We start from the raw sequence: 26,483 nt of genomic DNA, 5'->3' as shown, positions 1-26,483 counted from the left end.
TGCGGCGCGTCGGATGGGCGTGTAGCTCAGCGGGAGAGCACTACGTTGACATCGTAGGGGTCACAGGTTCAATCCCTGTCACGCCCACCATCCTTTCAAAGACTTGTAAGCTGACGTCACGGATAACTGGCACGCAAGTGGCACGCAGTTGCAACTTGGACCAAGGGGATTCGCCGCCAAGCTTGGCCCCAAGGTCCGCGAAATATGCATCTATGGCCCGGACACCTGCCATCAGGTGATCTGGGCCAAATTTTGCGTAGGTTTCGGTCACGCGGCTTCCCACCCTGTGACCGAGAAAACCCTGCACCTCCCAAAGTGGCACCCCTCGCCGCCGCAACTCGGTCGCCATGGTGTGCCGAAGGCAATACGGGGTGATGTCCTCAGATAGACCGGCGTCCTTCACCGTCGCGGCGAACGCCCTTTTGATGCTCTTCACCGGCCGTCCATACCAATTGACGAACCGTTCGACATCGCGCGCCTGTACGAAGGGCAAAAGCGTGTCGGTGATCGGTACCGTGGGGCGATATTTCTTGGTCTGACGGCGCCCCCTCGGATTGAGAGAGATCAGCCGGGCATCGAGATCGACCTGAAAAGGCGACAGCTCAAGGATCGCGTCAGGTCGAGCCAAGGTATTGAGGCCGATCATGCAGAACATCAGCACATGCGGTCGTGCCTCAGCGGCCCGAAGCAGGCGGATCATCTCCGTTTGCGATAACCGGAGCTTCTCTTCCTGATCGCTGCGATCGGGCTCGTCGATGACGAACGGGGCATGCGTGATCTCCTGCCGCTTGACTGCTCGGTTGAGTGCGGCGCGGCCAACCGAGAGAACACGGGAGACATACGCGTTCTTGTATCCGCGCTCCTTCAGCCATCGAATGAAGGCCTCTTGCCGCTCGATGGTGAGATCCGAAACAAGAGCGTCACCCCAGTGTTCCGTCCAAAGGGCAAGGGCAATCCTGGCTTGCTCATGGCTGGCGATCTGGCTGGCATGCCCTTGCCAGTATCGGACAAGCACCGTCGCCAAGGGCATTTCGGCAGGCTGTTGGTCTCGGAAGCGCGCATTCTGCGCGACGAACTCAGCGAGCCTTACCTCGGCCTCGCGAAGATCGTCTGTGCCAAGCGACTTGCGGCGTGTCTGTCGATTGCGGCCGCCGTCGTGGTCGTACCACGTGGCGTAGTAATTGGCTGAGTTGGGCCGCTGCGATAACCAGTAACCGCCGATCTCTCCAACTCGACTACCCTTCCGCGCCATGCTGCAACCTTCTGGCCTTCCTGATATTCCAGTATGTCCTCGTCCGTGTATCGCCAGCGACCGCCGATTCGCCGCGCGGCGATCTCACCGCGCTTCCTAATGCGCCGCAAGGTGTCAACGGAAATGCGAAGCTTTTCCGCTGCTTCACACTCGGTGAGCAGGAGAGGTAATCGCGTAGGAGACGCTGTCATCGCTCACCTCCCGCTGCACGCTCGTCTAGCAGCCGTCGCTTGGCTTCGAGTCCAGGGTCCCACAGCTCTCCGCGCTGGTATCGATGGACGTATTCTCTAATCAGGTCTCGGAGCAGTTGGCTCAAACTCCGATCAAGCGCTACTGCAGCTCGATTGAATGCCTGCTTTAGCTCCGGCTCAACTCTCGCATGAACCGCATCTGTCCTTTCGTTCAAGGGCACACCTCATCTCGCATATGAACAACCGAGCCCCACATTGCGGCAGATCGCCTTCGCGTAGTGCAATTGGGATTACTCTGTGCCACATGAACAAACCGAAAAAAGCGATAAAATCAAACATTTTCAAATATTTGCATCATATTTGCATCATATTTGCATCATGTTTGCATCAACTCTGCATCATCCCAAGCCCTTCCGCCTCGCTCAATGACGGCTGCTCTCGGCATTGGGCGAATCACTCAGCCGGACGATCCGAAAGACGGGCTTTCCTCACGGGAATGGAACCTCTAGCAATGGATCTGCCAACAGGTGCTTGACTAGGGTCGGTGACTGCTAAGCACGAAGCCAAAGCCGCATTGAGGTGAGCGGACACATCGCCGTAAGTCGGCGCGAGCCGTTCGAGACATTGATCCTCAATGTTGGAGAGGTCGCAATCGCCCCACTGCCGCCGTTTGGAGTACTTCCGTCGTCGCCGCAAACCTGCCGTTCGTTCAGAGCCCGCACGAAGGCAAAACACGGAGCCGTTAGCAAACTGGCAGGTTCGAGTGCCCAAACCTGACTACCAGCTCCTTATCCTAATGCGCCACAGCATGAAGGCACCCTTCAGCCATCACTATTCCAGGATGGGGACCACGAGCTCTCTAGCTAAGTTCAGCCCACCTCGCCACGGCGTACGCGGCGCTCATGCTTGTGGTCGAAATGCCGGTCAATCGCCCCGACGAGTGGCATCTTGAGATAAGACCAGGCCGGCTGAAAATGTGGCTCGAACAGGTCACCGACGAGCCCGTGATCGAACGCCTCGAAATGGCTGGCGAGCGCAACATCGAGGACCTGGCGCAGGAGCCCCGCGATCGCATTAATGTCTGCGATGGTCTCGAACGCGAAATGTTTACCCCTTTCAAAATTTGCTAGGTCCCGCTGAACGTTACGTGACGAAACATGGGTGGTCGTCGAAAGCGTGCCATAGAGACTCTTCGCCGCTTGCCGATACTGTTTGCCAGCTGTCTCGTCGAGCATTCCAAACCGAAGGCTGTCGACTACCTCGTTGAAACGCTCGCGCCCCAGCCCGTCGAGCGCGGTAACTTTCTCAGCCACGTTCCGCGGGGGCACAGCTTCACCGACATCGGCGTCCTGCCTGAGCGGGGGCGAGCCTTGGTCGAGCCACAGCGCCTTGACAGACGCTTCGACCAAGAAGCGCATTTCTCGCCTTGCAGGATCGTGCAGCCCTTCCTTGATCATGTGGGCGGCCGCGATCATCGACTGGACGAAGTGGGGCTTGATCCGGAGCGAGATCAGCTGCTCGAAGAAGGGCGGATTGCGGCTCGCCATCATCTCGATCATGTTGATGCCGAGTCCGTAGTCGAAAATGTAGCGGTCAATCTGGCGAATAGACGCTTTATAAGCATCGCTTGCGCGCAATGCTGCATGCTCGTCGGAACGCCGCTGCCGCTCGGCCACAGCAGCCTGGATCATCGCCGTTACCGGGTCGGACTCAAGGTCGTTATCAGCCATGTCTTACCTCTAGTCACCCCGGCGCAAGGACGCACCGGCTAATTCGCTGGACCCGCCCAAGTGAGAACCGATTTTGGCGTTTGTCGCTGCAGCGCAGCGATAAGGTCTGCCGGGATCACCGCCCCGGTTGGCTGCTTGCCCGGAACTGTAGAGAACCCTTGCTGGCTGAGAAGTCGCAAGACTGCGTCACCTCGGTCGCTTGGATCCTTGCCCCAGACACTAACGGCGCGGCGCTTTCTTGTCTGTTCAATCAACTCAAAGTCTTTTTGGCTATCGCTCAGCGATGCCCAAACGACGTCTTTCAGAAACTGCTCGATGTCCAAGGACTTTAGGAGCAGCGCGTCTAAGTCCGCGACAAGGTGATGCGCAGCGTTGATCAGCGATGCAACTTCCTTGAACGTGACGGGCCGCATAGCCTCGTACCCACCGAGAAGCATTTCGGCGTCGAGCCCACTGAATCTAGCCGCCACCTCCTCTGCATTGGAACGGAGCAGGGCGAGATGTCTCTCCGGCGCATCCCGGTCCGCTTCGGTGTGGGCACTCCGATTTCGCCACGTCACCATAAGGAACACTAACGCGAACGCGATCATATCAAGGTCCGGACAATGGCGCTCAACCGCCTGTAGCTTCCGGAAGACGCTCAAGCCCGCCGAGTCCAAGTCCTTCCGCAACTCGTCCGATTGGACAAGTGCAGGTTTGCGCACGGAAAGGCGGAGATACACATCGATCGCATCAATGGCCCTGATCAGTGCCATATCCAGAATCAGTCGCCGACTGCGTTTGGCAGAACTCACCGCATCTTTGGGAGACCAAACGGTCCGCAAATCTCTCGGCACTTCGCGCACGACACCACGCTCAATGCCGTCAAGACCGACCAAGGCCGTTATGATCAAGTGATTGGCGTTACCAAGCAAGTTTTTAAAAGCTTTTCGTGGCCGGCTTTGTTCAAGGTAAAGCGTCATTTCGTTCTCAGTTGTGGTGTGCCCGGTGCGATTTGAACGCACATCTGCCGCTCTTAGAAAGCCAAGGCTTCATGAAGGCGGCTGCTCTACCTCTTGAGCTACGAGCGCCGCCCAGAATTCTTGTCTTGGTTGCGTTTTGTCAAGCGCATTGCCGCGCGCGAATTCCGCAGTGCACGTGCTGTCGCGTCATGAATGTTTGCTGTCCAATGATCCGGTCTATCAGCAGCCAAACGTGCATTTTCGGTTTGCAGGAGCCGTTGGGCCTTCCGGAAGATCGGCATTTGGGACGCGGTTGTCATCGAAGTAGGGTGGCACCTGAACGACCGCTTTCCCAGCTTGGACGCACAACACCCGTCAGGCAGGAATCCACCCCATCTCGACCATTCGCTTTTATGGGTTCACGGCCTACTCGTTCAGGCGGATAGGTACTGGGACGAGCCTGTCTTTCCGCTGCGCTCCAAGACAGGCTCGCCCTCCTTCCGCCGATGGCTTCAGGATGGTCCGCCTTGCTCTCCGCTCTCGGTAGACCGGTGGCCCGATCTTGCCCCCCTCACGCGCCGGAGAGACACGCCACATGCTGCTGCACTGCTTTGGCTCCCGCATAAAGCCGAGCCGCCGCGCCGTTTTTTTACGAGGTGGCCGTTGGTGGTTACCCGTTACCCTCGATGCAGTGCTGCCAGATCGCGACTCTAGCAAGCCTTGGACGCGCGTCGCACGCTGGACCGTATGTGAGGACTCCCCGTTCGGTCCGACCGCCACGGCCAGGAGGGTAACAAGCTCTCGAATCCAACCCCTCCGGCCACGTTGCACGCCACACGGTGGCGGCCATAGGGATTCTCTCGGTGGGACAGATGTTGCGAGGTGGTCGGGAAGACCGGTACACTATGAGGACGCGGTTCTCTCGCTGCTGTCTCAGTTGAGAGAATCCGAAACCCCAGAGGCGGCAACCTCTGGGGTTTCTTCTTCGTAATCACAACTTTAGCTCTTCTTGTTGCCGGACGTCAATTCGGGCGCTGCTTGCCTTGAGCCTTCACAAGGGCTCGGTAGAGTGTCGTGCGATGCACATTCAACAGCGCGGCTACCTCGTTCACGGTCCTGCCTTCGGAGTCGATCAAATGCCGTGCATGCTCAATCTGAGCGCGCGATAGGCAGGACTGAGGGCCGAACCGCACACCTCGCATCTTGGCCGCGACGGGCCCTCTTCCGGTCGTTCCACGATCAGACTACGCTCGAATTCCGCATACCGCAGAAAAGGTCAGCACCATTCGACCCGCCGGCGTCGTGGTGTCTGCCCAGAGCCGCGCAACCACTTAGCTCTCCTGTGCGTTATTACTCGTTTCCGTCTCATTGGTTTAGTGACGTAAGACCAGGATAAGCTCTTTTGCAGACTTCCTCGCCGCCCGCCCCTTCTCCCGCTTGTCCACCTCACTATACCCACCCAATGTGCTGAATTTGGAAGCAACACCGATTTCTGTGACTTTGAAAAATTCAGAGGCTATTTTCCGTACAAGGTCGCCTGAGAGTCCATTTGAGCAATCATGATCGGGAAACGTAAGTATCGCTGTAGCACCACTATGCCATATGGATCGTAGTAGTTCCCTCATCGCGAGTTCAGATTCCGTTTTCAAGCTGAAGCGGGACTTAGGCCGCCGTTCAGCACTTGGATATCGCCCGCTACCCGAAACCTCTCCACATTCTCCAGTCGTTATGGTCTCCAAGACATGATAGAAGCGGCTGTAGTGCACTCCAGAGTACGGCGGATCAACAAATACCAAATCGTCAGCGTGCAGTTTTCCAGCCGCAACATTTGCATCTTCCCTGCACGACTGCCCAACCCTGAGAGCATGCTGAGCCGAAACCCGGTTCAAGCTCTCTGAGGTTTTAGCCGCGACACTTCGATTCCACGCTTCCCGCAAATAGGGCAAAGCCGTTGTGCTCGGCTGAAACGGTTGCGCGGTGTGACCTGGAGCTGCGACGCACTGGCTGGCGGCGTGCACCAAGGCAGCAAGCGCGACGGATCGCTGCGGCTCGGCAGTTGGGATTGTCGCCCTCAAGGCATCAATCCAAACTGCCTGGAGAGGACTGAAGTAGTGACCACCATAAGCGCGCGTTATGGGGAGCATGAGCTGTGCTGCGCACCATTCACGCGCGGCATATACGGATTTTTCTGAATCCCAAGGACCGACGGGTGGCTGGACATCATGAACTAACGGCTCTGCAGCTTCCAGCCACGTCTTCCAGAGAGTATCAGCGTCGAGAGGCCGAGTTCGCGCAACGATTGCCCCCACCACTGCGACGCTATACTCTTGGAGATCATAGGCAATCACAGGAATTGCGTTCCTCACGGCAACGTGTCCGGCAACCGACCCAGAACCGGTAAAGAGATCTATGAACCTCTTGTGTTTTGGAGCTTCCTCGTCAAGCAAATGCCCCAAGCCATTGCGAAGCATAGCTCTCTTCGAGCCCATATATTTCATTCTCGGCCCGGTCATTGCGATGAAAGAACTCCCCAGAGAGCGACGCGCTCAAATCCACCGAACGGAACGATGTATGCTCCGAACTGGACTGCAAGATTTCTTAAAGTGCGATCGGCCGCAGGAATTTCATCGTAGAAAGGAGCCAGTTCTGTAACTGCGTCTACTACGTCGGACCAGAGGTCCGACATTGCCTCTGGTCTACTGTTTGCATCCCAAAAACCTCTTGAACGGCCCAGATCCGAGCGCCAGAAGTCAATGGATTGCGAAGCGACACCCGCATTCTCGAATAGCTGGTGGGTTGCACCTGTTGCGATCCGCAACAATAAAGTTGATCGTGAGATCACGCCGTAAGGATCAGCTTCACCGTCCTGCGGAGGTACTTTCGAATATTTCATAAGGTCTGGGTCGTCGGGATCTGTCATTCTAAAAAGAAACTCTGCCCATTCTGTTGCCAATCTCCCACTCATTCCCTGGTTATCAACGACGGAATTAACAAGCGTGATAAAGTTGTTGTTATGACGCGATGGTGGCGATCCTGTTCTTCCTCGAAACAAACTTTCAACGGAAAGTCGAAGAACATGCCGATCAAGCTTCTCGAAGGTCGAAACGCCAGGTTCCAGCACCCCCCAGATATTTGATGCAAATTTCACTACCAGCTCGGGGTTCACACTCCACGGTGCGGGCAATCCTGATGGACGATAGCTACGTGCGTTGCGAGATTCGCGGTCCTCACCAATCAAGCTGAGGTCCATCCCCCACTGCTTCAGCCATTCTTGCGCTTGAGGTAAGACAGCGGCTCCGCCACCTACCGGACTGAGCCAATCCTCTAGTGACCGACCATATGGACGCAGTATCGCCGCAAAAACCGAACCTGAGGAAGAGGATTGCGCCCAAAAGTTCAAAGCGTCCCAAGCGAACTCATGAGTCTGCGAATTTTTTGGCAGCGAAGTCGCCTGGTTGCTTGCGTCAACAATGAAATGTTTGTTCTTGAAGACTCCTATTCCCTGCGTTGCTAGCAGTGACATTGCGGCGCGCAACTCAGCGTAATAGCTGAGATGTAAAGCTCGATGTGGGTCTCCTTGCAAAAGCGATTGTATCGCACGCCCGAGGTAACTCCATCCGTCGGACGCATGGAGTACAGTGCTTACCGCGATGTATTGAGCTAAATGTCGTCTGTTGATAGTATTAGACGCGATATCATTTGCCAGCTTTTGTACTGTGTCTGAAGCATATCTGTTGCCTTTCCCGAGCCAACGACCCTGCCTGCAATAACGTCCTGTCGCAGCAAGCGTCTTAATCACGGCAGCTGGGCTCGCGGCTGTAATTGCCGCGCTGTTATCTTGATGAAGCGCCATTTCAGGCTTCTCCTAAAATGCGCGTCGCTGCTTCTCCAATATCGGTCTCGCTTTTCGCAAGATGCTCCAGAACTTGCGTCCGAAGTTCGGTATACCCTCCACTTCCTTTGAATACGAGCTTTGCTCTTCGCTGTTCTGGAGTAAGAGACGGAGCCGAGCTGCTCCGCCAGTCGAATGACACAACCTCCTGCGCGAATTTCTCGAGGCGCGGGTGGATCTCGCTTTTCAAAAGTGATTCAAGTGCAGCATTAACGGCGCCTTCATCTCCAGCACTAGCTTTTTCGGCAAAGCGCCAAGACCGCAGATTCCAACGAGCGGCTAGGAATATGAATACGTCATTCAAGACATGAAGAAATCCCCGAACGCCCTGATCCGTTGGAATGAGTGAATGAGAACCATAAAATGCTGGGTGGTCTCCATCAGATGACTTACTGCCGGCAAGGTCGTCGATCCATGAAATGCCCGTTGTCGATGTAACCGCCACACGAAATTGTTCCCATGCAGCAATGAGAAACGCTGCCTGTTGCGCTCGGCTCCACCCGAGCACTTCTTCATCATCGGCAATTCGCGAGCCGAAAAGTCCGCCGGTGCGTTTTCCGCGCCCTGCCCACGGCCTAACAAATGTCGCCATAAGCGACCGAATCCATGCAGCTTGTGACACGCCGCGCCCCTGCCGTTCGCCGAGCATGTTTATCCGATCGTACCAAGGGCTGCGCGGATTGGACCAAAGGGCCTCTGTAAGTTCTTGAGACCGCGTTTCCCTATAGACAGCGTGGCCTTCAGCTCGATCCAACCAATCCTCGCCGCGAAGGAGTGGGTATAGATCGAACGCTAGGCTGACGTTAATCCTTTTTGGCTTGATATTAATCGTCCAGAATAGATACGCCTGCCAGCTGATATCCAAGTTGTGGAATGCAACCACTGGCACCTCAAATTCTGGGTCATCATTCTCGGTGAAAGCCCACAGACGATGCTGGCCGTCTATGACTTCGATAGGCGCCGCTCCGCTAGGTCTCCAACCTTTCTGCCATCGCTGATACGGCAGTCTCAGCTCACATATATTTCCTGCCTCAGATACGGTGATTTCATCTGCTTCGGAGAGAGTCTCGCCACCCCGTGTCTCTCCATTTCCCAGAATATTGACGACGATTGCCGTGGGAAGCCAACCCGGCTTTCGCAGATCGTGGAACTCCGCCGTTTTCCGCTTGCTTTCGCTCAAAGTTGACCAGGGGTAACCAAACTCGACAAACCGAGAAATTTCCTCTGAGCGTTCGGGATCGTGTTGCCTTTGAATTCCGAGATCAGTAGCTCGCGGCACTACGCCGGCGGCTTGCCGCCGATTGATGCCGCATAGGCTGCGAAGCTCAACTGCCGATAGGGAAAATAGGTAGAAATGTGGTTCAGGTTTACGTCGGTGAGACTCATCCGAGTAATCAACGTGATTCCATCCTTTGGACCATTGCCGTACCTTCAGAGCCGGTATTTTTTTCTTTTCATTTACCATTTATCCCCCCAACGCGAACTTGGCGCGATCTGCGCGACGTAACCGCCCCATCTATTGCTATTTCCGGTTAATTGCGAGTATCCAAATGACCTGTATTAACAAAGTGTTCAAAAACAATCTAACAACGTGAGAATCAGTCGTGAATAAACTGCCAGTGACGGGACAGGAAATCGCAGAGCGCCGCCGTGCCGCCGAAAACGCGCTTGCCAGCCAGCGGCTTGAGGGCTTGGAACCTGACCCATGGGTTGTAGCCCGGATGGAGCGCGTCATTGTGGGCGAGATTGAAATCAGCGATCTGATCGAAGCCTATAAAGAGCGGGTTCGCCGTCAGGTACAAGGCGAGGGCTAAGGCCACGCCTCCGCGCTACGTGAAACTGGCAATAGCCTAGTAACGGCAGCCGCTTACCGCCGGAGCTGCGGATACGCGATATGCCGATAGCGCCATTGCAGCCAGCACAGCTTCACGCCGGCAAAGCCCCCGATGATGGTCCGGGCGGCCGCCTTATCGCCGGAAAACAAGCTTTTCAGCAGGTCTGGCGCTTGCAGAATGAGGGTCACCAGTAGCATCCCGCCCATGCAGGCAAAAAAAGCACTGCGCACCCGATCTGGAACGATCGATTTAGACCACGGAAAGCTGCTTTTATTTGCTCGGCTCGATCAGACATCCTGTGCTCCTATTTCGCCCACATCTGACGCTTGACTTCCTGCCCCGGCTCCCAGATTTCGCCCTTTGCATGGCGCTGCACGTACTCTCGGATGAGGCCACGGAGGGCACGGCTCGGAAGCTGGCCATTTCGCTTTGCTGCGTTCTCGAAATTCTCCTTCAAAGCCGGATCAATAACCGCCCGGATGAGGTCACCATGTGGGCGAGCATATTCCTTTCCCGGCACTGGTAACCCCCGCTTCGACGACCGCCAGACATACTCACGGATGAGATCACGCAGGACCTGACTCAATACCCGATCTTTCCGCTGTACTGTTTCCTTGAATTCGGCCTTGAGAGATGGACTGATGACCGCCTTGATGATGACGGTTTGCTTAGGCACTCTGATCCTCCTCCTTGTTCCACGGCATGTAGCCGAGGCGTCTCAACTCTCCTTTGACCATCGTGAGTTTGTCCATGCCGGCGACAGCACGGAGCAAAAGGAGAATTTCCAGCATGAGCGGTGTTGTATCGCCGCTTCTCTTTTCGACCGTCCTCAGCCCTTCGTTGACTAGGTCATCAATTGCTCGATGCAGGCCGAAGAGCTCCCGGCGGATAGCGGCCAGCTCGTCATGTACGGCATCGCCTGCTTCGAGGCGTTCGCGTAAATAGGTGCCAAGGGGCTTGCCGCGCCGGGCGGCCTCATCCTCGTATTGCAGGTGTTTTTCCGGGCTGAGCCGGAGCGTCAGGGGGTTCCCCAACATACGGTGCCTCCTGTAGTGCGTCACGTAGTGCATCGAGGCCAGAATTTCTGCGGGTTTCCGGCTGGTTTGTAGTGCGCGAGCACTACAGCCGAAAATGATGCACTTTGTGAAAAGTTTTATAAATCAAATGGTTACACTGCACCGCAAGGTGCGTATTGTGTATAGCCCTGTTAAGGGCCAAGGGATGGCCATTTAAGGCCATCCAGAGGGTCCGACCTTGCTCCGATGAGCACAGCTCATCGGCATGGTGCAAAGATGATGCAGGTGTGATGCATATCTGATGCGCCGATGGTGCTGCGCGATTCTTTGCTGGTGCAGATTTGATGCAGGGATGACGCAGAAATCGTGCATTTTGGCATCATCCGGCCTTGCGACCACGGAAGTAGCCTGCCGCAGCGCGTGCAGCGCCGGCCGTACCCAACGCAGCATTTGTCGCCATGTTGGCCGCGCCGCTTACCACGTTGCGAGCGGCACGCGGGGCCGCTACTGCGCCGCGAGCTGCCGCACGACCACCACGATAGGCACCACCCACGCCACCCCGGATTGCCCGCAGCTCGTACCAGTAGCTGATGCCAATGCCGCCTGCCAAACCGCTTGCGATGGATGGCAATTGCAGCAGCAGGCCGACCGAGACAATCGAAATGACGAGCATTCCGATGAGCGTGTAACCGACGTTCTGCGCTCCATCGAATTTCGCATCGACCATGTAGCCGCCGAAGATCTCCATCAACAGCGTGAATACCACGGAGAACAGGACAATCGTCAGTGCATAGTTGAGGACTTGCGCCGCCCATTGCTCGAAGAAACGCGCGGTCGATTGAAACAGCAGCGCGACAATGAATATCGGCCCGAGCCCCGCGAGAATTGCAAGCGCGACCTTGGCAACTGTCACGAAAACCGCGCCGACTCCAACGACTGCGGCGGTTGCAAGTGCCCCTATGGCACCGATGAACGCATAGGTCAGGCCGTCCTTACTCAGGAGGCCGGCTTGTTCCCACGCCTGGGACACATAAGAGGCCCCCTGCTGCGCAGCTTGATCGATGATGTTTGCAGCGGAGGCTCCGCCGGTCGCGCCGCCCGCGATCGCACGTGCAAGCGCATCCGGCGTTGCCATGATCGCGTCAGCGATGCTGGTTTGGTAAAGGCCGCCGGCCATGGCGATCGAGACAATGATGCCGGTGCGAAGACACCGCGCGAGGAAATCGGCCACCGGCATATCGACTGCGCCGCGGATGATGAGCAGCCCATAGGCAATGAAACCGAGGGTCAGGCCGACCGATGCCACTGGCGTAATTTCAGCAATCGCCCTTGAAGAAATGTCGGTGACGAAGCTCTGAGTCAGAGTGTCGATCTTGTTGAATAGGGGCTCGACAATCGAAAAATTACCTGCTGCCATTGCCCACCTCCGGGTAAGTCGGCTGCATGCCGAGCTTTGCATTTATCGCGTTCACAGCCTTGCGAACGTTAATGCACATTTTGGTGTTGTCCATTCCAGGCTCTCTCTTGCATCGAGCCTCAGCATTCAGCCGCTCCGCGAAATTCTTGGTGTAGAACTCCACACTATGGGCGGTTGAGGTTTCTGCCCCTCGCTTGCTCTCCTGCTGGTCTTTTGCCGTCGCGGTTTCGTTACAGCCGGCCAGAACGGCTGCTGCGACGCATATGACTGCGGCTACGTGTTTCGTGCCTTTCACTGAAATGCCTCCTGTAGGTGGGTAACTGACGCGCAAATCTGCGCACCCCTCACACGACGGGCGATGCGACGAGCTTGCTGGAATGTTGGAAAATGGACAGCGCTGTCCGGCTCACCCCAAATTGGGTCTTTGCCTTGGTCCATGCCTGCGTAAAAGAGCCAACCCTGCAGCTCCGCAGAGGCGGCCATGACGATAAAGTGCATATCCATCAACGTCCCCCAAAGTAGATGTCCAACGAGTAGCCATGATTATGGAAATGCCACGAAGAAACGTCAAGAAAGACATTAAAATTCAATAGTTTAGTCAATAGTTGTCCAAGAATGTTTGACAGCTATTGACGCAACAGGGAGAGTAATTGGATTGCACAATCCATTGGTGACAAGAGCGGAATCCGGGTCAAGGACGACACCGCAGGCCGCATGCGGAGCACAGCCGAAGGCGAGCACCGAACGGGCGAGGATGCCGGCGTAGCGAATCCTTGACGCGGATGGAGCGCTGGACGCTCGGGCATGGGGGCAGAACAAGGGCAAAGCCCGCCGGTCTGCACCCTTGCCACGTGGCGAACGGCTCCCTTCCCCGCACACGGGGAAGGGCGGGGGGAAGGGGAAGCGCCGGGAATGGCATGCGTCAGTACCGCTGATTGCCCATAAGCAGCACGGTGGATTTTTAAATTAAAACTTAGAATGACATTCTCTCTGCCGAGCGGACTCACGTTCCCTGATCAGTTTTCCAAGCCGAGCGAGGGAGTGCCCCAACGGCGTGTCGCCAATATCGAACAGCACCCTTCGCTCCAAGTTGAGGCTAGCCCTGTGCGCCCGAACCTCACCTTCACGAACCTGAAGCTGATACTCCACATCTTCTGGCAACGGACAGGGTGTTGCGAATCGCCCGAGAAAGCGCTTGGCGCGTTCTGGAAGCATCAAACGGTATGCGTTGCTTGCCTGCCGGACCTGCGGGCCGCGCCCCTCCCGCAGAGTGGGTGTATATCGTCTCAACCAGTCAAGGAAACCATATGCGCGCAAGGCCCTGAGAGCTCGGACGACCGCATCTCTGGAGCGCTTCAAATAGCGCATAATGGTCTCTATCGAGGGCTCAAGACGGCCGGTTTTGAAATTTACGAGGTTCGCGAAAAGCTCCAGTATCTCAATTGCCACCGATCCCAGGGGGCCATTGCGCTTCCCCGGCGATCGCTGAGCCCGGTCCAGGCGTTTCGCCGCCAAGACGATCGTTTGTACATCCTGACGCGAGGTCCGCCGCCAGAAGACCGCCTCACAGCGTCCGGTTTTGAAGGAGTTCCGACGAATGCGAATTCCTGAGGCAGACCCGCTCTCAGAAGATATTCCGGTCTTATCGGCTTTGAGATCGCTCTGGCCTTTCAAGTGGCTTTCTGCTAGAACGCAGTTGGTACGCAACATCAGCTAACCCATTGATGTTGCGTGCACACATTTGCGGAAGCCTGCTACCGTTTGTCGTTGATTTTGCTTGGAAGTCTTTGCGTTGACATCGTAGGGGTCACAGGTTCAATCCCTGTCACGCCCACCATCCAAGACCTTAGACGAACCGCATTTGGTCAATAGCCGCTTATCTTCCGGTAATGCGCGGATTTCTTGCCGACGCATCCCTGCAGGAGGCCGACAATACCGCCCAGATTGGACGCGGTGGATACCAGGGCCGTTCCTCCCGTGATCGGCGGGATAGAGCAGAGCCCGATGCAGAGCTTCAACAAACGACCCAAGAGCGATCCGGGAAAGCGAATCAGCGTTCGCAGCGGGTGCCTTCGAAGCTGCTCCTGGACTCTCGTGGTGTTGTGATCCTTTGTGCGCCTGTAATAATAACGCAGGCTCAACCTGGCGGTAGGTACAATCTCGTACACGATGGCATAGGGTGTCCAGCCGGTCCTCGCCCCCAGAGCTTTCGCTTCGGCCCAGAGCCGCCAATCTTCCCCTCCTGAGAGGCCTAGAGTTGAATCGAAGCGCAGCCCCGTCCGGCGGAAAAAATCAAGATTGCCCATCCAGCTTCCGGTCGCGATCTTAATCTGGTCCGCCTGGCCTTCGTCCCATATTTTCAGGCAGCGCATTTCCGCATTCGTTCTGATCCGGTTGGCACCCGACCAGATCGCACGCTGCAGAAAGGTCAGCCTACCGTGATAAGGCGCGAGCCGAACCGGCGAACCGACGATATCCAGATCAAGGCGATCCCGCTCTGCAAGCAGATAGGTAAGCCAGTTTTCATCAACGACTTCATCATCATCGGCAAATGTCATCAGGTCATGGCCTCCGTCCAGCGCGCACTGCAAGGCGCGATTGCGGGCAGAAGCGATGCCCAGGACCGGTTCAACGACATATTGGATATTCCAGCGCGGGACCTGCCTCTGGAAAGCCCGGACGATGTCGGTCAAAGACGCCCGATGATTGTTTTCAACGATGACGAAGTGCAGTGTCACTCCCGCGGGCACGCGCAGATTTGCGTAAGATAAAAGAAGATTACGAAGCATTACCGGACGATTTCTCGTCACCGTCGCCAGACAAATGCTCCGCCTCCCATATCCCTTGCTCTTCAAAGAAATTCGGGTTGTCATCCTGTCACGCATTTCCGCAGAAGGCCGAGCGAACTATCGCTGGCGCGTATGATCCGCCTTGGAAGGAGAAGCCGGTCGTCGTGGGCGCGGACGCGCCCACGCCTGGTCGTCACCGCGGTGGAGAACCCGGCTTCGGAAACCAGGTCCCGGACCACGGGCGAGAGGTCGCCATAAGGATAACTGAAGGACGTGACGGCCTGCCCCAGCATGTCCACAAGACTGTCCCTGCTTTCGTTTATCTGTCGTCGGGCGATCGGCGGATCCACTTGGGCCAACCACAGATGGTCTACCGTATGCGCCCCGATCTCGTGGCCGAGCGAGGCCCACTCTCTCATTTCCGTCTTGGTCATGCATGAGGAGTAGGGAATTCCGATATGCTCGTCCCAGGCGTTGTAGCCGCCGACCTGCCCGCTTACGAAATAGTTGGTGGCAGTGAAGCCGACCGACTGAAGAACCGGCAGCGCATGCTCGTAAACATTCCTGTAGCCGTCGTCGAAAGTAATCCCCACGACACGCCCGGTCTTGCTTCCGAAGAGGTAAGGCATCAGGTCGCGAATGGATAAGCCTTGGAAGCCAAGCCGCTTTAGCCAGGTCATCTGGCGAGCAAAGCTCTTTGGCGATACCGTCAGATAGCGATATGCCGCGGGGCGCGGCGGAAGCACATCTATCTGGTGATACATGAGGATAGGTATCGGCATACCCATCCTGGATTTATCGATTTTTGGATCGCCGATCAGTTCCGCCGCACTCATTGCAACCTGCAATAGTAATGTATACGATTGCAAGCAGCCGGGCGCCGCTAAGGGCAAATAATGGCGGGGTTATAGGCTTCCTTTATACCCGGCAAGAGTGCGTCTAGGCTGCGGGATGTGGGGACTGCTTGGCAGTAGGCAAGGAGGCGCAGGCGAGCGCTGGGCAGCGCGCCTCCACCTAAACGTGATCGGCAATCCTATCATGATAGGGCAGCCAACCTTATCAGCGCCGCTTTACGGTCGCTTGCCAGGCTGCGAATCACCACCGCCCGGAGGTTGCGGATCTAGGCTCGAGAACAATTTAGTAGTCCACAATTTCAGCCCGGCGAGAAAAGACCCCAAGTCATGAAAGCACGCAGAAATGCTTCGGATTACTTTCCAATCTTTACACACAGGAAATTACTGACTAGATGGTCCAAATCGGGGGCGAGAATTCGCCACAAAATTGTAGATGTGAACCTGCGCTGCAAAGTTGCGGGGGAAGCATATTTGGTCACGTTGACGCATGGCCCACGCGAAAGCGGGCCATGACCTAGGCATATTGGGCGCGGGGGGAATGAAGGGTATCATACTTGCAGGCGGAAGCGGTACGCGGTTGCATCCCATAACGGCGGCAGTATCGAAGCAGATGCTACCGCTCTATGACAAACCGATGATCTATTATCCGCTAAGTGTGTTGATGTTGGCGGGTATACGGGAAATTCTCGTGATTTCCACCCCTCGCGACCTGCCTGGCTTCCAGATGCTGCTCGGGGATGGAAGCTCTTTCGGCCTGGAGTTCAGCTACGCCGAACAACCAAATCCCAACGGGCTGGCGGAAGCCTTCATCATAGGCAGATCCTTCGTCGGCTCGAGTCCCTGTGCTTTGATCTTGGGCGATAATGTCTTTTATGGCGGCGGGCTGGGCGGTATATGCCGTGCCGCCGCCGCGCGGACGAGCGGCGCAAGCATTTTTGCCTATCGCGTCGCCGATCCGCAGCGCTATGGGGTGGTCACCTTCGATCCTAAGACGATGCTGGCGATCGACATAGAGGAAAAGCCCCGCGAGCCCAAGTCGGACTGGGCCGTCACCGGCCTCTATTTCTACGACAATGACGTGCTCGATATCGCAGCGAACGTAAAGCCTTCCGCGCGCAGTGAGCTGGAGATTACCGACGTAAACCGGGTATATCTGGAACGCGGCGATCTCACGGTAGAGCGGCTGGGCCGCGGCTATGCCTGGCTTGATACCGGTACGCCGGACAGCCTGCACGAAGCCGCCTCTTTCGTGCGGACGATGGAGCACCGCCAAGGCATAAAGATCGCCTGCCCCGAGGAAATCGCATTGCACATGGGCTGGCTGACACCGGATATGGCCATCGCCCGGGCCCGCGCGATGAAGAACGACGCTTATGCTTCCTATGTGATCCGCTGCGCCGAGGAGCTGGAGAATGCCTGAGGTCCGCGAACTCGAGCTCGATGGCGTCCTGGAGATCGTACCGGCCAAATTCGCTGATGAGCGCGGCTTTTTCTCCGAGACCTACAACGCAGCCGCGTTTGCAGCGGCCGGAATCACACTCGACTTCGTGCAGGACAACCACTCTCTCTCGGTACCGGCCGGTACCGTCCGAGGCCTTCATTTCCAGACACCCCCCTTCGCGCAGGACAAGCTCGTGCGCGTCGTGCGGGGAGCAATCTTCGATGTGGCCGTGGATATTCGCGTGGGCTCGCCCACCTTCGGCCGTTGGGTGGGAGTGGAGCTGTCCGCGCGCGAATGGAACCAACTCCTGGTGCCGAAGGGCTTTGCCCACGGCTTCATGACCCTCGAGCCCGAAACCGAGGTCGTCTACAAGGTGACCGCGCTTTATTCGCGCGAGCACGACCGGGCGATCCGCTTCGACGACCCCACGATCGGCATCCCCTGGCCTGAAGGTTTCACACCGCTTCTTTCACCGAAGGATCGTGCTGCTCCCCTTCTTGCCGAGGTGGAAACAGGCTTTCGCTATGAGGAGACATCGACATGAGGATTCTCGTCACAGGCGGCGCGGGCTTCATCGGATCGGCCGTGTGCCGCCGGCTGGCCTCCGATCCGGCCAATGTCGTCATCAATGTCGACAAGCTTACCTATGCCGGCAACCGCGCCTCGCTGCGGGAGATAGAAAACCGCTCGAATTATCACTTCATACGCGCGGATATCTGCGATGGGCGAGCAATGCGCGAGATCTTCGCCCGCTTCTCCATCGATGGCATCATGCATCTGGCGGCCGAAAGCCATGTGGACCGCTCCATCGACGGACCTGCCGCCTTCATCGAGACCAACATCGTCGGTACCTTCCGCCTTCTCGAAGCAGCGCTGGAATATTGGCGTTCGTTGAATGGCGACCGCAAGGAGCGCTTCCGCTTCCATCATATTTCAACCGACGAGGTGTTTGGCGATCTGCCTTTCGACCCCTCGCAGAAATTCGATGAGACCACGGCCTACGCCCCCTCCTCCCCCTATTCGGCGTCGAAGGCGGCATCGGACCATCTCGTGCGCGCCTGGCACGCCACTTATGGTCTGCCGGTGGTGCTTTCCAATTGCTCCAACAATTACGGCCCCTTCCATTTCCCCGAAAAGCTCATCCCGCTCACGATCCTGAACGGGCTCGAAGAAAAGCCGCTGCCGGTTTATGGAAGCGGCGAAAATGTGCGCGACTGGCTGTTTGTGGAAGATCACGCCCACGCGCTGGAGCTTGTCTTCCGGCGTGGGCGCGTAGGCGAGAGCTATGCGATCGGCAGCAATGCCGAGCGCACGAATCTCGCCGTGGTTGAGGCCATTTGCAACGCGCTGGATGCACGGCGCCCGCGCCGCGGCGGCAAATCGCACCACGATCTCATCGCCTTCGTGCGCGATCGGCCGGGCCATGACCGGCGTTACGCCATCGATGCCGGCAAGATCGGCCGCGAGCTCGGCTGGGAGCCCTCGGTGAGCTTTGAGAAGGGGCTGGAACGGACGGTCGACTGGTACCTTGCCAATCCCTGGTGGTGGCGGCCGATCCGCGAAGGCACCTATGCCGGCGAGAGACTAGGCGCTGCATGAAGATACTTGTCACAGGCAAGGACGGCCAGGTGGTACGCTCTCTGCTTGCACGCGCAAGCGCGCATCCCGGCCTGACCTTGATAGCCGTCGGGCGGCCCGAGCTCGACCTTGCCGACCTGCGCACCTTCGAGCCCGCGCTTGCTCGCCACGCGCCAGATCTGGTCGTCAATGCTGCTGCCTATACGGCCGTGGATCAGGCGGAGGACGAGCCGGAAACGGCGCATGCCGTAAACGCCGAGGCACCCCGCCTCCTTGCGCGGCTGACCGCGGAGCGTGGCATTCCGCTCATCCAGATTTCGACCGACTATGTCTTCGACGGTGCGCTTGACCGCCCATACGAGGAGAACGATACGGTCAATCCGCTCTCGGCCTATGGAAAGAGCAAGCTTGCCGGGGAGGAGGCGGTCCGTCGCGAAAATGCGGATCATCTGATCCTGCGCACCGCATGGGTCTACAGCGCCCATGGAAGGAATTTCCTGAAGACGATGCTGAAGCTTGCGGAAACGCGCGAAGAGCTGCGCATCGTTTCCGATCAGATTGGCAATCCCACAGCAGCCCGCGACATTGCGGACGGCATACTGACAGCCATCGACGCTCGCCGCCGCAGGGGGCCCGAAGGCTGGAGCGCCACCTACCATCTGGCGGGCTCCGGTGAGGCCGGCTGGCACGAGTTCGCCGCACATATCTTTTCCGAAAACGCAGCCCGCGGCGGCCCTTCGGCGCGCGTAGTGCCGATTACCACGGCGGATTACCCCACGAAAGCTGTCCGCCCACGCAATTCCCGTCTCTCCTGCGAGCGCTTCGCTACGGCATTTGGCTATCGAGCGCCGCATTGGCGCGAGTCAGTCGTGGAAACCCTGGAAGAGCTTGCCGCCGCAGACCCGGTGCGGTGATGCGTCGGCTGCTGTTCTGGCCTCAATAAAGAATGAGGCCAGAAACGGCCGATAAACGGCTTTCAGCTTAAACGGACGCTTGGCAGGTGGCTCCCTGAGTTAGCCCTGCGCGTAGATACTCAGATGAGCGTTCCGTTCGTCACCTTCCGCCAGTTCGTGCCATCCGAGAACGCCGGAGCAGCGCCGCCGGATGCATCCGTCACGAAGACCATAGCACCCGCGCCGGCAGCGCTCGCACTTGGCAGGCTTGCCACGCTGTAGCTGCGAAGAACGGCGGGAGCGCCGGAATGATGGACGTCTCGAAAGGCGCCGTCATAATGCACTTGGAATGCTCCCACATCCGTGTTCGACCACCCCGAAATGCGAACCGCTCCGGCATTGCCCGATTGTGCAGTCGCCTGGATGTAGAGGCAGCCCGAGTCCACGAGCACTCGCCCTGAGATGTTCGTATCGGTCTCGGTCAGCAGGAGAGTTGGTGAGGTTCCGGAAAGGCGCACCTGATTCCCGAACTGCGGGGAGGTGCCGTTATAAGCAATCGCGATGCTGTTCCATAGCGGTCCGGCGGGCGTCAGCGACAGGGTTCCCGAACTGGCATTGGCGATTTCGAACCAGCCGGGCTTGCTGGCGTGGCTGCTGTTCCAGCGGATGATCCGCGCATCGTAATCGGTACCGGGCTCGGTATGAAGGTCGATATAGGTGGGCGCAGTGCCGTTTGCGCCGGCTTCGTACATTTCCACGATGCGCGTGGTGGCGAAAGAATCCTGCTTGGATGCGGGTGAAAAATTACCGGCATGCCACACGGATTTGCCGGCCACGGAAAGGCCGGCGGGCGCGTCCATTGCCCCGTTCGTCCGGTTCAGGCTAAGCCCCGTGGTCCAGATGGTCCCGTTAGCGCTGACCTTGATCGAGAAATCGTCATTCCCGGCAAGCCCCATCTCGGCACGTCCGGACCAGCCGGTCTGAAAAAGGAGACTTGCGGTATCGGAGGGCGCGTTCTTGTTCACCTTCACCTGGTGGCCAGCGCCCTCATGGGTGAACAGCGAAGCCGAAGAAGCGACCGACAACCGGTTGGCCGGATCTGCAGCGGCGTTGATGCCAAGGCCCTGCAGGTTTTGAAGATCTTCGGCCGCAAAGCCGTTGTGCATCTCCTGCCAGCGCGTCCCATCATGCACCACGAGCCGGTCTTCGGAGGACACGTAAGCCAGCCAGCCGGCGCGCGGTGCGTAGAACGCCCAGGCCCCATCCTGAAATGCCGCGATACGTCCCGCCTGGCCGGCCCAAGCTTCCGTTGGCGCTTCTCCCACAATGTATCGTTCGCCCTCCTTGGGCGTGGCCGGCGGCTGCTCCAGACCGCGCTGCCGAACCCCGATTTGCACCAGCGCGTCCAGCGCTCTTATGGCCTCATTATGCGTTACATGTTTCTGCGCCTGGGAGGGCATGATGTAGGGGAGTTTCAGATTTTCGGTCTCTTCGCTCATAGCTGCGCCTCCATGCCGGCCGTGTCTGTGAGGCATTCTGCAATGAAGGCGAAACGCGGGGATAAATCTCTTTATCCTGCGTGAAAATGGAAAGGAAAGTTTGCCCCTGCCCCGAGCTAGTGGTCCTTCAACGTATTGGATTCTCAATGGCTTCCCGGCGCAGGCTGAATCCCGTCCGCAATATACCCAGGAACATCTGCTTCAAATTTATCCCCGCCGGGCGATCCACCGCGATCACAATTCTATGACCGCATAGGGCTTCCCGTTTGGCTTCTCGATATGCCTTGCCACGTTGTAAACCGGCACGCCGCTCGTCGTTCGCCCTTCATAAGTACCGTGGTGCGCATGGCCATGCACAACCGCCCCCACCTGGAAGCGATCGATCGTTTCGCCCAGTCGGGCGGAACCCAGGAAGGGGTAGATTTCGGGGGGCTCGCCTTCCACCGTTTTCAGGATCGGCGCGTAGTGGAGCACAGCGAGGGACTTGTCCGCCCTCACCTGCCGCAATGCATTCTCCAGTTTCATGGCTTCCTTGATCGATTCCCCAACCATCGCCTTGATGGCGGGCTCTCCAAAAGAAGCGAGCATGCGCTTGCCGAAACCGCCGGCGAAGCCCTTCACGCCAGCAAATCCCACCCCTTTGAGCTCCACGGTCTGTCCATCGAGAAGATGGACGCCGGCTTCACGCAATATCCGCGCAATCTCGTCGACCGCGTCGCATTCATAATCATGGTTGCCGAGCACCCCAACGACAGGCACACCGCAGCCGCGCAGATCTTCGGCTAGGAGTTCCGCCTCATGCGGCTTACCAAGATCCGTCAGATCGCCCGCCAGGACGAGGATGTCTGCATCCCGCGCGATCTCGTTGAACATCTGCCGATAGGAAACGGTCGCATCTTCCTTCACGTGGAGATCACCGATCGCGGCGATACGCACGTGTGAATTTATTTCACTCATTTCTACCGCTCACCATCTCCTCATTATCGGCGAAACCCCATTCACGCACATCGATTTCGTAATCCAGGCTGGAGAACATGCGGCCGCGGCAGATTCTTGCCTGTGGTGGAGGAAGCTGCCGCTGGTGCGCCAAGCGGTCGAGAAGCTCGTCCATCAGCCAGGCAGGCACGCGTTCGCGCTCGCTGGGATAGATGAAGCGGAAATTGAGCAGATGGATGAGGAGCACCTCCCAATGTACCTCCATGTGCTGCAGGAGCCGCTTCCAGTCTATCCGCTCGTGGGCACGCAGGATGAGATGGGCCACGTCGGCGCCGTCATAGCGGTTGCGGTTCTGGATAAAGAACTTCGACCAGATCAACTCGGTCGGTCCCACCAGCCGCACGGAATGTCCCAGCAGGCTTGTTTCGCAGGAGTGCTCGAACCATAGGTCCGAAACAGGTGTCGTGCCGTTCGAAGAAGCGAAGATCACGTCGAAAAAGACCGGCCCTCGTGTAACCTTGCCGATCCAGCGCTCGTCCTCGATGAAAACGTCGTAGTTGCGGCTCTTGAAGTGGGAGAGCAGTCGCGGCCAATCTCCTGCCTTGCAGAAGATATCGAAATCCTTCGTCAGACGCGAAATCCCCGTATAAGCGGCCACGGCGAAGGTGCCTGCCACCATGAAGGGAATGCCCGCTTCTCGCAATTCTCCAATGGCTTCGGTGTAGAAGCTCTCAGCCTCCGCATCCAGGATAGGTTCAGCCCTTGCTTCAAGCGGAGCTGCGGAGAGGAGGAACCGTTCCGGTTCAGTGATCATCTCAGTCATCCCGTGGGTCGTCTCCGAACAATTCCCGGCGCCGCAAGCGGTTCCCCTGACCTCACGAGCTTTTCAGATTGAGGCACCGGCCAAGGCTTGCAAGAAACAGGGGCGGGAGGACACCGCCGCCCCTGGGGGTGAAGCTCCATCGACTGGCTTCAGCGTCAATTGCGGTCCGGCTGGACCACTCTCACTTTCGTTGCCAATGGGCCGGTATCGCCAACCTCCTCGACATAACGCACTTCGTCGCCGACGCGCAGCTTGTCGAAATCGCCCTGCAACATTGCGTTGCGGTGGAAATAGAGACTGCTTCCCTCATTGGTTAGCAGGAATCCATGGTCCTCATCAGGATAGAGCTGCGCCACCTGGCCGAGAAATTGCCGCTGACTGTCATGGTGTGCGTCCTTGTTCCGGCCGTCGCGCTCCTCCTTTATTTGCGCCAACCGCCGCTCGGCCAGGCTGAAGGCGTCGTTGATGGCATTCCCGAGATCCGGTGTCTGGTACTTCTGCTGGAGTCGGTCAGGCTCGTACGCAACAACGACCGGCGCAATGCCCGGCAGGCTGATTTCGATGCGCACCACCGGAGGCAAGGTTCCTTCCACGTTTCGCGCGCGTTGGTCCACTGTCACCCGGCAGCCGATGATGCGATCGTGATAGGTCTGCAGCTTGTCCACCCTTGCGCGGATTTCCTGTTCCGCCCAATCCGACTTCTCGGCCTTGTGGAACGCAATCTGTAGCGGGACTTGCATAGGCACCTCTTGTCTGTCCGGCCGCCCCTGGGCGGCCCTCGCCAGATCCAAACGGCCGGCCAGCGACCGTTGTTCCCACATCGCTGGAGACCGGAACCTGAGGGTAGAGCGGACGTTAGGGAAAAGGACAGAAGGAGAAAGCGACCGTGAACGAGAACCCGAACCTCAAGATCGAACCCTTCCGCGGCACCGTAAACGTGATGTTCTCCGACGCGATGATTGCCTCGACCAAGGAGGCGCTGGTCCTCGCGGAAGCTGGGGCGGAGCCGGTCTTTTATATCCCCTTCCGGGATATCTATTTCGACTTTCTCACTGAATCCGCGACCCAACGCGAGGTGCCGGGAAAAGGCCGCGCGCGTTACTGGAACGTCGGCGCGGTCGGCGAATCCGCCGACGACGTGATGTGGGCTATCGAGCAGCCTGGACCCGAATTGAATGCGATCCGGCAGCATGCCGCTTTCGATCGATCCAAGGTGAGGGTCGAGGCAGTTCCGCAGGAGGACATCATCCACGAACCCCATGTTCCGTGATGGAGACTGCCATGAGCATGCCCAACAAGCAGCAAGCCGATCCCCCTACGACCGAGCGCCTGCGCGCCGATATAGATCGGGGCCGCACGGGTGAAAAAGTCAGATATCCGGATCCCGCTGCCGCTCCTCTGGGCGCCGATGACGAAGCAGGCGGCACACCCCCAACCGCCGAGCAGCGGCAACAGGAAAACGAGAACCGGACCCTGCACGAAGCGCCGCATCGGCGCGAGCCCGGATCGCTCGCACTTTACGCACTTCTCATCGTAGGAATTGCTCTCGTTGTGATCGGTGCTCTCGCCCTCATAGCCACTTGAGGAGGGACCATGAGCACTCCACGCCCGATCCCCGAGCCTACTCCGCCTTTACCGCCAGAGCCGTTTCCCGATCCGCAGCCCGTACGCGAGCCCGATCCTGAGCGGCTTCCCGACGAGGAGCCTTGGCCGAATCCGGATGAGAATGATGAGCCGCCGCAGCGGCTCCGCCTGTCAGCCGGCCTCTAGAGCGAGCGACCCTTGTCACGGTCCTGGTAAAGCTCCCGGGTCTTCTCGTCACGAGCAATCTTTTCCTCCGGGCTGAGGCGCCTACGGCGCAACAACGCGTAGATCATGACGGCCGCTACGAGGAAAGGGGCTATTCCGACCGTGAAGAACCACAAGTAATCTCCCATAAGGCACTCCCAGTGATTTTAGATCTTGCGCGGCACCGACGACCGATCCTCTCCGGGATCCGGGAGTTCCGCTCCAAATGCGGCACCGTCGTTACCGGCTTGGCTACCGGGCGGATCTTCCAGCCGCTTTTGCGTTATCCAACCTGGCAGCAACTCCGCCAGAAGGCTTCGAAGGAATTTCTTGGCCTTGTGCGTGGTCATGTCTTGGCAACGCCATCGCTCGCGGTTGGTTCCGGCAGAGATCAGCTCCGTTCGCCTTGGCGCAGCCAGCGGAGCACCAGCGATTCCTCTTCGCTCAAGCCCTTCAGCGGCTTGCGGTGGCGCCGGCGTATTTCCAGCATCTCGCCGGCAAGGCGCCCCTCCTCCCAAGCCTTGATGACGATCGGGTGGATATAGCAGCGCCTGCAAACCGCCCGGGTGTTGTTCAGGCGTCGCGCCACGCGATCCACGATGGCATTGAGCTGCCGGTTTCTTCCCCGCTTGCTCGTCTCCGGAGGCTCGACCGCAAGCAGGATCGCCGCTGCTCGTGTCGCGCCCCAGGTGCGAAAATGCTTTGAGGTGAAAGCATCGCCGGCATAAGCACGAATATACGCATTCACGTCTTGCGAACTTACCGGACGCCGGCTTCCATCCTCGTCGATATATTGGAACAGTTGCTGGCCCGGCAGTTCCTGTATCGTGCGCACGACACGCGCGATCCTGCGATCCGACAGGCCAAGTTTCCATTCCTGGCCTGACTTTCCTATGAAGGAGAAACGCAGGCGCGAGCCCTGTACCTCTACATGCTTCGTTCGCAGCGTGGTCAGGCCGAAGCTCTTGTTTTCCTTTGTATAGGCCTCGTTCCCGATGCGGATCATCGTGTGGTCCAGCAACCAGACGATGGAGGCTACCGCCCGCTCGAGCGGAACGCCGCGCCTAGCGAGATCCGTATCCACCTGTGCCCGAAGCTTTGGAAGCGCTTCCGCAAACGCGACGAGACTGGAGAACTTCACCTCGTCCCGGCAGGCAAACCAAGCCTCGTGATAGCGGTATTGCTTGCGTCCGCGCTGATCCCGCCCCGTTGCCTGGATGTGGCCGTCGGCCCGCACACAGATCCATACATCCGTCCAGGCCGGAGGGATCGCGAGCTTGCGGATACGCGCAAGCGTCTCGGCCTCTTCGACACGGGCGCCGTTTGGTGCAAGATAGAAAAAGCCCTTGCCGGCCCGTCGGCGCACAATGCCCGGCTCACTATCGTTGACATAGGTCAGCTCAGCGCGCAGAGCATCCTCGACGGCATCGCGAGGCGCGGATTTAGCACGTTCCAGAATATCCAACATGAGGTCCCTTGCCCGCCCAACAGAGGCGCGAGGGCCTAATGAGCGGCGATGCGGGATTGTTCCTCTTCGGCACCAGCAATCCAAAAAACGCAGGCTTCGTTCAGAAAATCATCGGAATCGAGGGGATTGCGATTGCCAAA

Annotated in this window: 30 protein-coding genes and 2 tRNA genes; 10 read left to right on the top strand and 22 right to left on the bottom strand. The window is 58.0% G+C overall.

All coding sequences use genetic code 11. The features are described from left to right. Positions 1-15 precede the first annotated feature (15 nt). Positions 16-90, top strand: a tRNA-Val gene (locus CHEJ32_RS0106705). Here the strand turns inward: CHEJ32_RS0106705 and CHEJ32_RS28020 are convergent. Further along, positions 41-757 (bottom strand): site-specific integrase, encoded by a 717-nt coding sequence (locus tag CHEJ32_RS28020; protein ID WP_371179790.1) that lies wholly within the window; start codon positions 755-757, stop codon positions 41-43. The two genes, CHEJ32_RS0106705 and CHEJ32_RS28020, sit on opposite strands and share 50 nt — an antisense overlap. A 12-nt stretch (positions 758-769) precedes the next feature. Here CHEJ32_RS28020 and CHEJ32_RS27370 point away from each other — a divergent pair, with 12 nt between their 5' ends. Then, positions 770-1,189, top strand: a complete 420-nt coding sequence (locus CHEJ32_RS27370; protein WP_028033166.1) for a hypothetical protein — start codon at positions 770-772, stop codon at positions 1,187-1,189. Here CHEJ32_RS27370 and CHEJ32_RS28015 read toward each other — a convergent pair. The 8 genes from CHEJ32_RS28015 to CHEJ32_RS0106665 form a co-directional block, all read right to left on the bottom strand. Continuing rightward, on the bottom strand, positions 1,087-1,443 hold the full coding sequence (locus CHEJ32_RS28015; RefSeq protein WP_084032709.1) for a helix-turn-helix domain-containing protein: 357 nt from the start codon (positions 1,441-1,443) through the stop codon (positions 1,087-1,089). The two genes, CHEJ32_RS27370 and CHEJ32_RS28015, sit on opposite strands and share 103 nt — an antisense overlap. Next, positions 1,440-1,664, bottom strand: a complete 225-nt coding sequence (locus CHEJ32_RS28010; protein WP_156936634.1) for a ribbon-helix-helix protein, CopG family — start codon at positions 1,662-1,664, stop codon at positions 1,440-1,442. The genes CHEJ32_RS28015 and CHEJ32_RS28010 overlap by 4 nt, the downstream gene beginning before the upstream one ends. A gap of 648 nt (positions 1,665-2,312) precedes the next feature. After that, positions 2,313-3,173, bottom strand: a complete 861-nt coding sequence (locus tag CHEJ32_RS0106690; protein ID WP_028033165.1) for a hypothetical protein — start codon at positions 3,171-3,173, stop codon at positions 2,313-2,315. A gap of 38 nt (positions 3,174-3,211) precedes the next feature. Continuing rightward, entirely contained in the window at positions 3,212-4,135 is a 924-nt protein-coding gene (locus CHEJ32_RS0106685) for a hypothetical protein (protein WP_028033164.1), read from the bottom strand. Between the two features lie 14 nt (positions 4,136-4,149). After that, positions 4,150-4,243, bottom strand: a tRNA-OTHER gene (locus tag CHEJ32_RS0106680). A 1,244-nt stretch (positions 4,244-5,487) separates the two neighbouring features. Continuing rightward, positions 5,488-6,603: a DNA adenine methylase gene (locus tag CHEJ32_RS28005; protein ID WP_028033162.1), complete on the bottom strand. Its 1,116-nt coding sequence runs from the start codon at positions 6,601-6,603 to the stop codon at positions 5,488-5,490. Positions 6,604-6,623: 20 nt separating this feature from the next. Beyond that, complete coding sequence (locus tag CHEJ32_RS27060) at positions 6,624-7,967, bottom strand: hypothetical protein (protein WP_156936633.1); 1,344 nt, start codon at positions 7,965-7,967, stop codon at positions 6,624-6,626. 1 nt (position 7,968) lies between these two features. After that, positions 7,969-9,471 (bottom strand): DGQHR domain-containing protein, encoded by a 1,503-nt coding sequence (locus CHEJ32_RS0106665; RefSeq protein ID WP_028033161.1) that lies wholly within the window; start codon positions 9,469-9,471, stop codon positions 7,969-7,971. 139 nt (positions 9,472-9,610) lie between these two features. On the opposite strand from CHEJ32_RS0106665, the gene CHEJ32_RS26635 reads away from it, so the two are divergent. Beyond that, positions 9,611-9,820 carry an antitoxin VbhA family protein gene (locus tag CHEJ32_RS26635; protein ID WP_245261003.1) on the top strand — a complete coding sequence of 70 codons (210 nt, stop codon included), beginning with the start codon at positions 9,611-9,613 and terminating at the stop codon, positions 9,818-9,820. A 53-nt stretch (positions 9,821-9,873) separates the two neighbouring features. Here CHEJ32_RS26635 and CHEJ32_RS27055 read toward each other — a convergent pair whose 3' ends face one another. The 7 genes from CHEJ32_RS27055 to CHEJ32_RS0106615 all read right to left on the bottom strand — a co-directional run bounded on the left by CHEJ32_RS27055 (position 9,874) and on the right by CHEJ32_RS0106615 (position 15,845). Next, complete coding sequence (locus CHEJ32_RS27055; RefSeq protein ID WP_156936632.1) at positions 9,874-10,029, bottom strand: hypothetical protein; 156 nt, start codon at positions 10,027-10,029, stop codon at positions 9,874-9,876. Positions 10,030-10,145: 116 nt separating this feature from the next. Then, complete coding sequence (locus tag CHEJ32_RS0106650; RefSeq protein WP_028033159.1) at positions 10,146-10,517, bottom strand: hypothetical protein; 372 nt, start codon at positions 10,515-10,517, stop codon at positions 10,146-10,148. Next, positions 10,510-10,878, bottom strand: a complete 369-nt coding sequence (locus CHEJ32_RS24095; RefSeq protein ID WP_034657982.1) for a mobilization protein — start codon at positions 10,876-10,878, stop codon at positions 10,510-10,512. Before CHEJ32_RS24095 ends, CHEJ32_RS0106650 begins: the two co-directional genes overlap by 8 nt. Before the next feature lie 358 nt (positions 10,879-11,236). Then, positions 11,237-12,274 (bottom strand): type IV secretion system protein, encoded by a 1,038-nt coding sequence (locus CHEJ32_RS24090; RefSeq protein WP_034657980.1) that lies wholly within the window; start codon positions 12,272-12,274, stop codon positions 11,237-11,239. Next, positions 12,261-12,569 carry a hypothetical protein gene (locus CHEJ32_RS0106635; protein ID WP_028033158.1) on the bottom strand — a complete coding sequence of 103 codons (309 nt, stop codon included), beginning with the start codon at positions 12,567-12,569 and terminating at the stop codon, positions 12,261-12,263. Before CHEJ32_RS0106635 ends, CHEJ32_RS24090 begins: the two co-directional genes overlap by 14 nt. Positions 12,570-14,139: 1,570 nt before the next feature. Next, positions 14,140-15,147 carry a glycosyltransferase family 2 protein gene (locus CHEJ32_RS0106620; protein WP_084032707.1) on the bottom strand — a complete coding sequence of 336 codons (1,008 nt, stop codon included), beginning with the start codon at positions 15,145-15,147 and terminating at the stop codon, positions 14,140-14,142. Then, the gene (locus CHEJ32_RS0106615) at positions 15,144-15,845 is read right to left on the bottom strand and encodes a polysaccharide deacetylase family protein (RefSeq protein ID WP_028033154.1); all 702 of its coding nucleotides are present in this window, start codon (positions 15,843-15,845) and stop codon (positions 15,144-15,146) included. The genes CHEJ32_RS0106620 and CHEJ32_RS0106615 overlap by 4 nt, the downstream gene beginning before the upstream one ends. A 610-nt stretch (positions 15,846-16,455) precedes the next feature. On the opposite strand from CHEJ32_RS0106615, the gene rfbA reads away from it, so the two are divergent. The 4 genes from rfbA to rfbD are packed head-to-tail and all read left to right on the top strand — an operon-like array spanning position 16,456 to position 19,850. Continuing rightward, positions 16,456-17,337, top strand: a complete 882-nt coding sequence (gene rfbA, locus CHEJ32_RS0106610; RefSeq protein WP_028033153.1) for a glucose-1-phosphate thymidylyltransferase RfbA — start codon at positions 16,456-16,458, stop codon at positions 17,335-17,337. Next, positions 17,330-17,902: a dTDP-4-dehydrorhamnose 3,5-epimerase gene (rfbC, locus tag CHEJ32_RS0106605; RefSeq protein ID WP_028033152.1), complete on the top strand. Its 573-nt coding sequence runs from the start codon at positions 17,330-17,332 to the stop codon at positions 17,900-17,902. The genes rfbA and rfbC overlap by 8 nt, the downstream gene beginning before the upstream one ends. After that, a complete protein-coding gene (rfbB, locus tag CHEJ32_RS0106600) occupies positions 17,899-18,957 on the top strand; it encodes a dTDP-glucose 4,6-dehydratase (RefSeq protein ID WP_028033151.1) in 1,059 nt (352 codons plus the stop codon). Before rfbC ends, rfbB begins: the two co-directional genes overlap by 4 nt. After that, positions 18,954-19,850, top strand: a complete 897-nt coding sequence (gene rfbD / locus CHEJ32_RS0106595) for a dTDP-4-dehydrorhamnose reductase (RefSeq protein WP_028033150.1) — start codon at positions 18,954-18,956, stop codon at positions 19,848-19,850. The genes rfbB and rfbD overlap by 4 nt, the downstream gene beginning before the upstream one ends. Before the next feature lie 119 nt (positions 19,851-19,969). On the opposite strand, the gene CHEJ32_RS26150 is transcribed toward rfbD, so the two are convergent. From CHEJ32_RS26150 to CHEJ32_RS0106575, 4 genes are all read right to left on the bottom strand, one after another. Next, positions 19,970-21,328, bottom strand: coding sequence for a DUF2793 domain-containing protein (locus CHEJ32_RS26150; protein WP_051469518.1), 1,359 nt, complete (start codon positions 21,326-21,328; stop codon positions 19,970-19,972). Between the two features lie 234 nt (positions 21,329-21,562). Then, positions 21,563-22,285, bottom strand: a complete 723-nt coding sequence (locus CHEJ32_RS0106585) for a metallophosphoesterase (RefSeq protein ID WP_028033149.1) — start codon at positions 22,283-22,285, stop codon at positions 21,563-21,565. Continuing rightward, positions 22,278-23,078: a hypothetical protein gene (locus CHEJ32_RS0106580; protein WP_034658046.1), complete on the bottom strand. Its 801-nt coding sequence runs from the start codon at positions 23,076-23,078 to the stop codon at positions 22,278-22,280. The genes CHEJ32_RS0106585 and CHEJ32_RS0106580 overlap by 8 nt, the downstream gene beginning before the upstream one ends. 164 nt (positions 23,079-23,242) lie before the next feature. Then, on the bottom strand, positions 23,243-23,827 hold the full coding sequence (locus CHEJ32_RS0106575; RefSeq protein ID WP_028033147.1) for an HPF/RaiA family ribosome-associated protein: 585 nt from the start codon (positions 23,825-23,827) through the stop codon (positions 23,243-23,245). A gap of 146 nt (positions 23,828-23,973) precedes the next feature. Here CHEJ32_RS0106575 and CHEJ32_RS0106570 point away from each other — a divergent pair, with 146 nt between their 5' ends. From CHEJ32_RS0106570 to CHEJ32_RS27365, 3 genes are read left to right on the top strand one after another with little or no spacing between them, the layout of a single operon-like run. Next, positions 23,974-24,357, top strand: a complete 384-nt coding sequence (locus tag CHEJ32_RS0106570) for a DUF427 domain-containing protein (RefSeq protein ID WP_028033146.1) — start codon at positions 23,974-23,976, stop codon at positions 24,355-24,357. Between the two features lie 11 nt (positions 24,358-24,368). Next, on the top strand, positions 24,369-24,671 hold the full coding sequence (locus CHEJ32_RS0106565; RefSeq protein ID WP_156936631.1) for a hypothetical protein: 303 nt from the start codon (positions 24,369-24,371) through the stop codon (positions 24,669-24,671). Positions 24,672-24,680: 9 nt separating this feature from the next. After that, on the top strand, positions 24,681-24,857 hold the full coding sequence (locus tag CHEJ32_RS27365) for a hypothetical protein (RefSeq protein WP_198023830.1): 177 nt from the start codon (positions 24,681-24,683) through the stop codon (positions 24,855-24,857). On the opposite strand, the gene CHEJ32_RS27360 is transcribed toward CHEJ32_RS27365, so the two are convergent. Both CHEJ32_RS27360 and CHEJ32_RS0106545 read right to left on the bottom strand, forming a co-directional pair. Continuing rightward, the gene (locus tag CHEJ32_RS27360; RefSeq protein WP_198023829.1) at positions 24,854-25,024 is read right to left on the bottom strand and encodes a hypothetical protein; all 171 of its coding nucleotides are present in this window, start codon (positions 25,022-25,024) and stop codon (positions 24,854-24,856) included. The genes CHEJ32_RS27365 and CHEJ32_RS27360 overlap by 4 nt on opposite strands. 242 nt (positions 25,025-25,266) lie before the next feature. After that, the gene (locus CHEJ32_RS0106545) at positions 25,267-26,343 is read right to left on the bottom strand and encodes a DNA topoisomerase IB (protein ID WP_028033143.1); all 1,077 of its coding nucleotides are present in this window, start codon (positions 26,341-26,343) and stop codon (positions 25,267-25,269) included. Positions 26,344-26,483: the final 140 nt, after the last annotated feature.

It is taken from the genome of Chelativorans sp. J32, assembly GCF_000518985.1.
Taxonomy (GTDB): Bacteria; Pseudomonadota; Alphaproteobacteria; order Rhizobiales; family Rhizobiaceae; genus Chelativorans.
This window is presented reverse-complemented; position numbering and strand designations above follow the sequence as displayed.

Excerpts from the sequence above, each read along its gene's own strand:
- rfbB (WP_028033151.1), top strand. The coding sequence starts at position 17,899 with ATGAGGATTCTCGTCACAGGCGGCGCGGGCTTCATCGGATCGGCCGTG.
- CHEJ32_RS0106615 (WP_028033154.1), bottom strand. The coding sequence starts at position 15,845 with ATGCCGATACCTATCCTCATGTATCACCAGATAGATGTGCTTCCGCCG.
- CHEJ32_RS28015 (WP_084032709.1), bottom strand. The coding sequence starts at position 1,443 with ATGACAGCGTCTCCTACGCGATTACCTCTCCTGCTCACCGAGTGTGAA.
- CHEJ32_RS0106690 (WP_028033165.1), bottom strand. The coding sequence starts at position 3,173 with ATGGCTGATAACGACCTTGAGTCCGACCCGGTAACGGCGATGATCCAG.
- CHEJ32_RS0106685 (WP_028033164.1), bottom strand. The coding sequence starts at position 4,135 with ATGACGCTTTACCTTGAACAAAGCCGGCCACGAAAAGCTTTTAAAAAC.
- rfbA (WP_028033153.1), top strand. The coding sequence starts at position 16,456 with ATGAAGGGTATCATACTTGCAGGCGGAAGCGGTACGCGGTTGCATCCC.
- CHEJ32_RS28005 (WP_028033162.1), bottom strand. The coding sequence starts at position 6,603 with ATGGGCTCGAAGAGAGCTATGCTTCGCAATGGCTTGGGGCATTTGCTT.
- CHEJ32_RS0106575 (WP_028033147.1), bottom strand. The coding sequence starts at position 23,827 with ATGCAAGTCCCGCTACAGATTGCGTTCCACAAGGCCGAGAAGTCGGAT.
- CHEJ32_RS27370 (WP_028033166.1), top strand. The coding sequence starts at position 770 with ATGCGTGATCTCCTGCCGCTTGACTGCTCGGTTGAGTGCGGCGCGGCC.
- CHEJ32_RS0106665 (WP_028033161.1), bottom strand. The coding sequence starts at position 9,471 with ATGGTAAATGAAAAGAAAAAAATACCGGCTCTGAAGGTACGGCAATGG.
- CHEJ32_RS27360 (WP_198023829.1), bottom strand. The coding sequence starts at position 25,024 with ATGGGAGATTACTTGTGGTTCTTCACGGTCGGAATAGCCCCTTTCCTC.
- CHEJ32_RS27060 (WP_156936633.1), bottom strand. The coding sequence starts at position 7,967 with ATGGCGCTTCATCAAGATAACAGCGCGGCAATTACAGCCGCGAGCCCA.
- CHEJ32_RS0106585 (WP_028033149.1), bottom strand. The coding sequence starts at position 22,285 with ATGAGTGAAATAAATTCACACGTGCGTATCGCCGCGATCGGTGATCTC.
- CHEJ32_RS27365 (WP_198023830.1), top strand. The coding sequence starts at position 24,681 with ATGAGCACTCCACGCCCGATCCCCGAGCCTACTCCGCCTTTACCGCCA.
- CHEJ32_RS0106580 (WP_034658046.1), bottom strand. The coding sequence starts at position 23,078 with ATGATCACTGAACCGGAACGGTTCCTCCTCTCCGCAGCTCCGCTTGAA.
- CHEJ32_RS26150 (WP_051469518.1), bottom strand. The coding sequence starts at position 21,328 with ATGAGCGAAGAGACCGAAAATCTGAAACTCCCCTACATCATGCCCTCC.
- rfbD (WP_028033150.1), top strand. The coding sequence starts at position 18,954 with ATGAAGATACTTGTCACAGGCAAGGACGGCCAGGTGGTACGCTCTCTG.
- CHEJ32_RS0106620 (WP_084032707.1), bottom strand. The coding sequence starts at position 15,147 with ATGACAACCCGAATTTCTTTGAAGAGCAAGGGATATGGGAGGCGGAGC.
- CHEJ32_RS24090 (WP_034657980.1), bottom strand. The coding sequence starts at position 12,274 with ATGGCAGCAGGTAATTTTTCGATTGTCGAGCCCCTATTCAACAAGATC.
- CHEJ32_RS24095 (WP_034657982.1), bottom strand. The coding sequence starts at position 10,878 with ATGTTGGGGAACCCCCTGACGCTCCGGCTCAGCCCGGAAAAACACCTG.
- CHEJ32_RS0106545 (WP_028033143.1), bottom strand. The coding sequence starts at position 26,343 with ATGTTGGATATTCTGGAACGTGCTAAATCCGCGCCTCGCGATGCCGTC.
- rfbC (WP_028033152.1), top strand. The coding sequence starts at position 17,330 with ATGCCTGAGGTCCGCGAACTCGAGCTCGATGGCGTCCTGGAGATCGTA.
- CHEJ32_RS0106565 (WP_156936631.1), top strand. The coding sequence starts at position 24,369 with ATGAGCATGCCCAACAAGCAGCAAGCCGATCCCCCTACGACCGAGCGC.